Origin of the sequence: Kitasatospora sp. MY 5-36, from assembly GCF_001182915.1 — a bacterium.
In the GTDB taxonomy this organism is placed as follows: Bacteria; Actinomycetota; Actinomycetes; order Streptomycetales; family Streptomycetaceae; genus Kitasatospora.
Genome location: NZ_LFVW01000509.1, coordinates 1 through 8,433 on the forward strand (window position 1 = coordinate 1; position 8,433 = coordinate 8,433).

The 8,433-nt window shown below is 75.8% G+C and carries 7 protein-coding genes and 1 pseudogene; 1 reads left to right on the top strand and 7 read right to left on the bottom strand.

Features of this window, described 5'->3' with window-relative positions:
- From AE652_RS28435 to AE652_RS28445, 3 genes are all read right to left on the bottom strand, one after another.
- A partial coding sequence (locus tag AE652_RS28435) for a M48 family metalloprotease (protein ID WP_049656589.1) occupies positions 1-761 on the bottom strand: 761 nt, incomplete at its 3' end.
- A 3-nt stretch (positions 762-764) separates the two neighbouring features.
- Positions 765-1,190 (bottom strand): BlaI/MecI/CopY family transcriptional regulator, encoded by a 426-nt coding sequence (locus tag AE652_RS28440; protein WP_049656591.1) that lies wholly within the window; start codon positions 1,188-1,190, stop codon positions 765-767.
- A 175-nt stretch (positions 1,191-1,365) separates the two neighbouring features.
- A complete protein-coding gene (locus AE652_RS28445; RefSeq protein WP_082346027.1) occupies positions 1,366-2,274 on the bottom strand; it encodes a DMT family transporter in 909 nt (302 codons plus the stop codon).
- Here AE652_RS28445 and AE652_RS28450 point away from each other — a divergent pair.
- The gene (locus tag AE652_RS28450; protein WP_049656596.1) at positions 2,273-3,727 is read left to right on the top strand and encodes a PLP-dependent aminotransferase family protein; all 1,455 of its coding nucleotides are present in this window, start codon (positions 2,273-2,275) and stop codon (positions 3,725-3,727) included. The genes AE652_RS28445 and AE652_RS28450 overlap by 2 nt on opposite strands.
- Positions 3,728-3,742: 15 nt before the next feature.
- Here AE652_RS28450 and htpX read toward each other — a convergent pair whose 3' ends face one another.
- The 4 genes and pseudogenes from htpX to AE652_RS28470 all read right to left on the bottom strand — a co-directional run.
- Positions 3,743-4,606 (bottom strand): zinc metalloprotease HtpX, encoded by an 864-nt coding sequence (htpX, locus tag AE652_RS28455; RefSeq protein WP_049656598.1) that lies wholly within the window; start codon positions 4,604-4,606, stop codon positions 3,743-3,745.
- 226 nt (positions 4,607-4,832) lie between these two features.
- Positions 4,833-6,377, bottom strand: a complete 1,545-nt coding sequence (locus AE652_RS28460; protein ID WP_049656599.1) for an NADH-quinone oxidoreductase subunit N — start codon at positions 6,375-6,377, stop codon at positions 4,833-4,835.
- A 56-nt stretch (positions 6,378-6,433) separates the two neighbouring features.
- Entirely contained in the window at positions 6,434-7,990 is a 1,557-nt protein-coding gene (locus AE652_RS28465) for a NuoM family protein (RefSeq protein WP_049656601.1), read from the bottom strand.
- A gap of 53 nt (positions 7,991-8,043) precedes the next feature.
- Positions 8,044-8,433: pseudogene (locus tag AE652_RS28470) on the bottom strand (NADH-quinone oxidoreductase subunit L); the annotation flags it as partial.

Below are 8,433 nucleotides of genomic sequence, written 5' to 3' on the forward strand. Positions count from 1 at the left end.
GCGGCCGGGGTGGCGAAGGCCGCGAAGCCGGGGGCCGGGGCGGCGTGCGAGACCAGCGCCGCCCGGGCCACCGCCCGCGCGGTGATCCGGCGGTCCCCCACGGCCTGCGCCGACTCCTCGTCCGCCCACCGCTCCGCGCTGAACGCCACCGCGTGCTGCAGCGGCCGCAGGAACGGGTTGACGCAGGCGGCGAGCTGGGTGGTCAGCAGGTACCGGTGGTGCCGGTGGCGCAGGTGCGCCCGCTCGTGCGCGAGCAGCGCCTCGCGCTCGTCGGCGGCCAGGCCGGCCAGCATCCCGGTGGAGACCACCACCCGGCCGGGCGAGCCGGGCAGCGCGTAGGCGTACGGGCTGTGGTCCGGCAGCACCGCGAGGTCGCCGGACTCCCCCGGCTCCGCGGGCAGCCCGCTCAGCGCCCGGCGGGCCCGGTTCCGCACCCGCAGGTGCCGGACGACCGTCCGGGCGCAGGCCAGGAGCACCAGGGCCAGCAGCCACATCGCGGCCGTGCCGACCGTCTCGTGGTACGGCAGCGCGGCCCGTACCTCCGGGTCGGACCAGCTGTCCGGCAGCGGGTTGCCGGGGATCTGCGCGGTGCCGACCACGCCGATCAGTCCGAGGCAGAGCACGCTGCACACCGCCATCACCGCGCTGATCACGGTCATCAGCCGGGCCGCGCCGCGCGGATGCAGGTGCTGCTCGGTCAGGCGCGCGATCGGGACCGCGGTGAGCGGCAGGACGAGCGGGAGGAAGACGAAGAAGCCCACGGGTCAGCTCTCACGGTCGGGCGCCGCCGGATCGGCGGACGCGGCGTCCAGCAGCGCCCGCAGCAGTTCCTCGTCGTGCGGCAGCAGCGCGCTGACGAAGCTGGCCAGGACCGCGTCCCGGTCGGCCTCCCCGTCGAGCATCCGGCGCATCCGCAGCGCGGCCAGCCCGGCGGCGTCCGCGGAGGCCTGCCACAGGTAGGAACGGCCGGCGCGGGTCCGGGTCACGGCGTTCTTGGCGTGCAGCCGGGACAGGATGGTCATCACGGTGGTGTACGCCAGGTCGCCCTCCAGGCGTTCCTGGACCCACCCCGCGGCGGCCGGGCCGGGCGCCTGCTGGAGCACCGCGAGCACCTGCGCCTCCAGCTCGCCCTGGCCTCGTCGTCGGGGCGGCGCGTCCCCGGCCGTCGGGGCGTGCCTCTGGTCTGCCATGACGGCCCACTCCCTCCGGATGCCGCGCCCGGACCGGCGGGCGCGGGTTCATCCTAACGAGCGCGGGGCCGCGCCGATCCGGTCGGAGCGAGGGTTCGGGGGCGTACGGCGCCGCTCCGCTCCGGGGCCGGTGCCGCCCGCCTGGTCAGCTCCGGGGCCGGGGCCGTCCGCCCGGTCAGCTCCGGGCCCGCTGGGTCACCGCGATGCAGACCAGCACCACCACCGCGGTGACCGGCGCCGCGGCCGGCAGGTGCTCGCCGAGCAGCAGCACCGACCAGACCAGCGTCAGCAGCGGCTGCGCGAGCTGGAGCTGGCTGGCCCTCGGCACCCCGATCGCGGCCATCCCCCGGTACCAGAGCACGAGCCCGCCGAGCTGCGAGACCGCCGCCGTGTACGCCAGCCCGGCCAGCGCCTTCGCCCCGAGCCGGACCGGCTCGGCGCCCAGCCCGAGCACGGCGGTCAGCAGCGTCGCGGGCAGCGCGACCAGCACCGCCCAGGCGATCACCTGTCCGCCCGGCAGGTCCCGGGAGAGCCGCCCGCCCTCGGCGTACCCGGCGGCGCAGAGCAGCACCGCCACGAAGAGGTAGAGGTCGGCGGAGGTCGGCCGGCCGTGGCTCTGGACCAGGGTGAAGGCGAGCACCGCCGCGGCCCCGGCGAGCGCCGCCGCCCAGAACGCCCCGGACGGCCGGCGGCCGGTGCGCAGCGCCGAGACCACCGCCGTGGCCAGCGGCAGCACGCCGATGACCACCGCCGAGTGGGCGGTCGAGGAGGTGCGCAGGGCGAGCGTGGTGAGCAGCGGGAAGCCGAGGACGCAGCCGGCCGAGACCACCAGCAGCCCGGGCCACTGCCCCCGCCGCGGCGGCCGGGCGCGGACGGCCAGCAGGTAGAGCGCGGCCAGCAGGGCGGCCAGGACGCCGCGCAGACCGGTCGCGGTCCACGGGCCGAAGCCGGTCAGGGCCCACGCGGTGGCGGGGAAGGTGAGCGAGAAGGAGGCCACCCCGAGGGCCGCGAGGGCGGTGCCGGAAGCGGGGGCCGGTCGAGGTGCTATCGCCTGCGGGCGGATAGCGCTATCTTGTGCCGTCATGAACGAGCGTAGCAGCGTGACCGAACTCGCCGACATCCTGCGGCGGGAAGTGGAGCGCTACCCGGAGGGGCGGAAACTGCCCGCCAGCCGGGCGCTGGTGGAACGCCACCAGGTCAGCCCGGTGACGGTCTCCCGGGCCATCGCGGTGCTCGTCGCCGAGGGGCTCGTGGTCTCCCGGCCGGGCGCCGGGGTGTTCCGGGCGGCCGCCTTCGCCGCGGCCCCGGCCGTCCCCGCCCCGCCGGCCGGCCGGACCGGCGACCTCTCCTGGCAGGAGATCGCGCTCAGCGCCGACTCCGGCCCGCGCGACCTGCTCGCCGCCCCGGTGTTCGACACCCTCCGGGTGCCCGCGCCCGACGTCATCGACCTCAACAGCGGCTACCCGCACGCCTCGCTGCTGCCCGAACGGCTGCTCGCCGCCGTCCTCGCCCGGGCCGGCCGGCGGCCGGGCGCCTGGGACCGCCCGCCCACCGACGGGCTGACCGAACTGCGCGGCTGGTTCGCCCGCGACATCGGCGGCCACGGCGGGCCGATCGGCGCCGGGGACGTCCTGATCACCGCCGGCGGGCAGAGCGGGCTGACCGTCGCCATGCGGGCGCTCGCCGCGCCCGGCTCGCCGGTGCTGGTGGAGTCGCCGACGTACTCGGGCATCCTGGCGGTCGTCCGGGCGGCCGGGCTGCGGCCCGTCCCGGTGCCGGTCGACGCCGACGGCGTGCGCACCGACCTGCTGGCGGAGGCCTTCGCGGCCACCCGGGCACGGGTCTTCCTCTGCCAGCCGCTGTTCCAGAACCCCACCGGCGCGGTGCTGTCGCCCGTACGGCGGGAGGAGGTGCTGCGGATCTCCCGGGCGGCCGGGGCCTTCGTGGTCGAGGACGACTTCGCCCGGCTGCTGGTCCACGCGGACGCCCCCGCGCTGCCGCGCCCGCTCGCCGCCGACGACCGGGACGGGGTCGTGGTGCACCTGCGCTCGCTGACCAAGGCGGCCTCCCCCAACCTGCGGGTCGGCGCCCTCACCGCGCGCGGCCCGGCGCTGGCCCGGCTGCGGGCCACCCAGGTGGTGGACAGCTTCTTCGTGCCCCGGCCGCTCCAGGAGGCCACCCTGGAACTGGTCTCCGACCCCGCCTGGGCCCGCCACCTGCGCACCCTCGGCGCCGAACTGCGCGACCGCCGCACCGCCGCCGTCGCCGCCCTGCACCGCGAGCTGCCCGGCGTCGTCGGCACCCACCGCCCCGGCGGCTACCACCTGTGGCTGCGCTTCCCCGACGGCGTCGACGACACCACCCTCGCCAGGGCCGCCCTGCGCGCCGGCGTCCAACTCTCCCCCGGCCGCCCGTACCACCCCGCCGAGCCCCCGGCCCCCCACCTCCGGCTCAGCTACGCCGCCGCCGAGAGCTCCGCCCAGGTCGCCGAGGGCGTCCACCGGCTGCGGCTCGCGTACGAGGAGCTCGCGGACTGACGCCCCGGGGCGCTGCTAGACCCGCCCGCCCGCCATCCGCTCCAGGCGGGCGATCCGCTCGGCCATCGGCGGGTGGGTGGAGAAGAGCCGCGCACCGGCCTCGCCGGGCCGGAACGGGCTGGCGATCATCATGTGGCTCGCGGTCTGGAGCTGCGGCTCGGGCGGCAGGGGCAGCTGACGGGTGCCCGCGTCGAGCTTGCGCAGGGCGCTGGCGAGGGCGAGCGGGTCCCCGGTGATCCGGGCGCCGTCGGCGTCGGCCTGGTACTCGCGGGAACGGCTGACCGCCATCTGGATCAGCCCGGCCGCGAGCGGGCCGAGGATCATGATGGCGAGCATCCCGAACAGCCCCGGGCCGTCGTCGTCGTCGCTGCGCCCGAACGGCACCAGCCAGGCGAAGTTCACCAGGAACATCACCACCGAGGCGAGCGCCCCGGCCACCGAGGAGATCAGGATGTCCCGGTTGTAGACGTGGCTCAGCTCGTGCCCGAGCACGCCCCGCAGCTCGCGTTCGTCCAGGATCCCCAGGATGCCCTCGGTGCAGCAGACCGCCGCGTTGCGCGGGTTGCGGCCGGTGGCGAAGGCGTTCGGGGCCGGGGTCGGGGAGATGTAGAGGCGGGGCATCGGCTGGCGGGCGGAGGTGGAGAGCTCGCGGACGATCCGGTACAGCCCGGGTGCCTCGAACTCGCTGACCGGCCGGGCCCGCATGGCCCGCAGCGCGAGCTTGTCGCTGTTCCAGTAGGCGTAGGCGTTGGTCCCGAGGGCGACCAGCAGGGCGATCACGAAGCCGGTGCGGCCGAAGAGGCCGCCGATCACCAGGATCAGCGCGGAGAGGCCTCCGAGCAGGACGGCGGTCCTCAGTCCGTTGTGCCGGCTGTGCACGTCAGGCCCTCCAATGGTGCGGTGGGGAAGCCCTTTCTGCCTCGTCCCTCTTGCCCGGTCAACGGGTGGGGCCGGGGACCTTGTTCCCTTGTGACCGACGTGACACCGCCGGGCCGCACCCCCGGTACCACCGCACCGTCACCGGGCCGTCACGGCGGAGCGGCCCGGCCTCACCCCCGGATCGGCCCGACCCGGGCCCGGAACCACGGCCCGGCCCGGCCCGGGCTCAGAACAGCGAGCCGCCCGCCACCTGGAGGACCAGCTGCGGCGCCACCGAGAGGACCACGGCGGCGGAGGCGGTGAGCCCCAGCGTCGCGGTGAGGCTCACCGGCAGGCGGTGCCCGGCGGCGGCCGCGTCGAGGGGCGCGTCGCCCGCCGGGGCGAACAGCCGGGCCGTCCAGAGCAGGTAGTAGTACAGGGCGACGACCACGTTGACGGCCATCACCACGGCGAGCCAGCCCAGCCCGGCGTCGACCGCCGCGCGGAACACCACGACCTTGCCGAACAGGCCGACCACGCCCGGCGGCAGCCCGGCCAGGCAGAGCAGGAAGAAGGCGAGCGCCAGCGCCGTCCAGCGGTTGCGGACGAACAGGCCGCGGAAGTCGTCCACACTGGTCCCGGCCCGGCGGCCGACAGCGGCGACCACCCCGAAGGCGCCGAGGTTCACCACGCCGTAGATCAGCGCGTACGCGGCGGTGGCGCCGAGCGGGTCGACGCCGGTGGGCGCGTAGCCGGCCGCGGCGAGCGGCACCAGCAGGTACCCGGCCTGGCCGACCGAGGACCAGGCGAGCAGCCGCACCGCGCTGTACCGGGTGTCGAAGCGCTGCCGCAGCGCGCCGACGTTGCCGACGGTCATGGTGACGGCGGCCAGCACCGCGAGCACCAGGCCCCAGGTGTGGGCGTACGGGCGGAAGGCGACGGTGGTGGCGAGCGCGAGCCCGGACAGGCCGGCCGCCTTGCCGACCACCGAGAGGTAGCCGGCCACCGGCAGCGGGGCGCCGGTGTAGGTGTCGGGCACCCAGAAGTGGAACGGGACGGCGGCGACCTTGAAGGCGAAGCCGACCAGGGTCAGCACCGCGCCCGCCTCGGCCAGCGGCCTGAGCTGTCCGGGGGCGTGCTCCAGGCCCTGGGCGACGGCGCCGAGGTGCAGGCTGCCGCTCGCCGCGTAGACGAAGCCGACGCCGAGCAGCATCACGGCGGTCGCGGTCACCGAGGAGACGAAGAACTTGAACGCGGCCTCGGCGCCCCGGCCGTCCCGGCGCAGCGCGACCAGGGCGAAGGCGGGCAGCGAGGCGACCTCCAGGGCGATCACCATGGTGGCGAGGTCCCGGGAGGCGGGCAGCAGGGCGGCGCCGGTGGCGCTGGAGAGCAGCAGGAACCAGTACTCGCCGCGCGGCAGCTTCTCGTCCTCCACGGTGTGCGTCGACAGCAGGGCCGCGATCAGCGCGCCGCCGAGGGCGAGCAGCTGGAACACCAGGGCGAAGTGGTCGGCGACGTACGAGCAGCCGCCGTTGTCGGACCCTCCTGCTACGTTCTGCACGCAGAAGGTGGCGCGGGGTGACGATCCGGTGAGGGGAAGGAGCGCGATGAGGGCGAGGGCGAGTCCGGCCGCGGTGAGGCTGCCGAGCCACTTCTTGTGCCGCTCGGGCAGGAACAGGTCCGTGAGCAGCACGGCGAGGGCGGCCACGGCGGCGATCAGCGGGGGCGCGATCGCCACCCAGTCCACGGACTGGATCAGGCTGCCCGGGTTGGCTACGGCGAGGGAGGTCACAGTGTGCTGCCCCGTGGAGTGAGGTCCGAGTGCGGCGGTCTGGGCTGCGAGCACGGTCAGCCACCCCCGAGGAGGTGCTTGACGGCGGGGTCGGAGAGGCCGAGCAGCAGCGCGGGCCAGAGTCCGGCGAGCAGGGTGAGCGCGGCCAGCGGCGTCCAGCTGACGGCCTCGTACGGGCGCAGGTCGGCGAGCTCGGCCACCGGGGCGGGCTGCTCGGGGTCGCCCATGCAGACGCGCTTGACCACGATCAGGAGGTACGCGGCGGTGAGGAGGGTGCCGAGGCCGGCCAGGACCATGTAGGTGACGAACGCGGGGCGCGACAGGCCGGCGGCCGGGTCGAACGCGCCGAACATGGCGAGCAGCTCGCCCCAGAAGCCGGCCAGGCCGGGCAGCCCGAGGCTGGCGACGGCGGCGAAGGCGAGCAGTACGCCGAGCCGCGGGGCCCGGCCGTACAGGGCGGCGCCGGTGGTGCCGGCCAGGGTGTCGAGGTCGGCCGTGCCGTAGCGGTCCTTGAGCGCGCCGACGACGAAGAACAGCAGGCCGGTGATCAGGCCGTGGGCGATGTTGGCGAACAGCGCGCCGTTGACGCCCACCGGGGTGAGGGAGGCGATGCCGAGCAGCACGAAGCCCATGTGGCCGACGGAGGAGTACGCGATCAGGCGCTTGAGGTCGCCCTTGGCGCCGGGGCGGGCCAGCGCCAGGCAGGCCAGTGAGCCGTAGACGATGCCGACGGCCGCGAAGGCTCCCAGGTAGGGGGCCAGGGTGGCGGCGCCGTCCGGCACGACCGGGAGGAGGACGCGGACCAGGCCGTAGGTGCCCATCTTCAGCAGCACGCCGGCGAGCAGCACCGAGCCCACCGTCGGGGCGGCGGTGTGCGCGTCGGGGAGCCAGCTGTGCAGCGGCCAGGCGGGGGCCTTGACCGCGAGCCCGACCAGGATCGCCAGCGCGGCGATCACCTGGGTGGTGTGGCTCAGGCCGCTGCCGTGCGCGGCGGCCAGGGCCTGCATGTCGAAGGTGCCGGCCTTGCTGCCGATCAGCAGGAAGCCGAGCAGCATCACGGCCGAGCCGAGCAGCGTGTAGAGGATGAAGCGGTTGGCGGACGGCACCTTCGCGCCGCTCCCCCAGCGGGCGATCAGGAAGTACATCGGGATCAGCACGATCTCGAAGGCCAGGAAGAAGAGCAGGAGGTCCAGGACCGCGAAGGTGGCGAGCATGCCGACCTCGAGCAGGAGGAACAGCCCGACGAAGGCCTGCGCCGAGGGCACGGTCTCCCCGTCCGGCAGCCGCTTCTCCGAGTACAGCGCGCAGAGGAAGGTGAGCAGCGCGGTCAGCACGACCAGCGGCAGCGAGACGCCGTCCACGCCGAGGTGGAGGCGCACGTGCAGGGCCGGGATCCAGGACACGTCCGTGGTGGCCTGCATCCGGGCGGGTTCGTCGTGGTCGAAGCCAGCCGCGAGGGCGACGGCGAGCAGGAGCACCGCGCCGGTGACGACGGTGTTCAGCCGCAGTGCCCGCCGGTCGGCCACGGCCCGGTCCGGCCCGAACACCGGCGCCAGGGTGAGTGCGGCGCCGAGCAGCGGCAGCAGCAGGAGGGCGATGAGGACTGCGTTCATCGGGGGCTCCCAGCAGCGGTCGAGGTGGCGGAGGTGGAGGACAGCAGCACCGGCTACACCGCCACCAGGACGGCCAGCAGGACGACGCCGGCCAGCAGGGCGCTGAGGTACGTCTGCGCGTTGCCGGTCTGCGCGAGCCGGACGGCCCGGCCGAGCAGGTTGGCGCCCGCTCCGCTGCCGCGCACGTAGGTCTCGACGACCTCGCGGTCGAGGAAGCGGACCAGCTTCGCGGCGGCGCCCACCGGGCGGACGAACAGCGCGTGGTAGAGCCGGTCGACGCCGAAGCCGTGCCGGGCCGGGCCGAACAGCGGGCCCAGCAGGGTGCGCCCGGGGTCGGCGACGATCACCTCGGCGGCCGGGGCTCCGCCCTGCTCGGGCACCCTCCCCCAGCCTCCGGCCGGGGCCGGGCGGCCGGTGCCCAGCCGGGCGGTCGCCGAGCGCCA

Excerpts from the sequence above, each read along its gene's own strand:
- AE652_RS28440 (WP_049656591.1), bottom strand. The coding sequence starts at position 1,190 with ATGGCAGACCAGAGGCACGCCCCGACGGCCGGGGACGCGCCGCCCCGA.
- AE652_RS28450 (WP_049656596.1), top strand. The coding sequence starts at position 2,273 with ATGAACGAGCGTAGCAGCGTGACCGAACTCGCCGACATCCTGCGGCGG.
- AE652_RS28445 (WP_082346027.1), bottom strand. The coding sequence starts at position 2,274 with ATGACGGCACAAGATAGCGCTATCCGCCCGCAGGCGATAGCACCTCGA.
- AE652_RS28465 (WP_049656601.1), bottom strand. The coding sequence starts at position 7,990 with ATGAACGCAGTCCTCATCGCCCTCCTGCTGCTGCCGCTGCTCGGCGCC.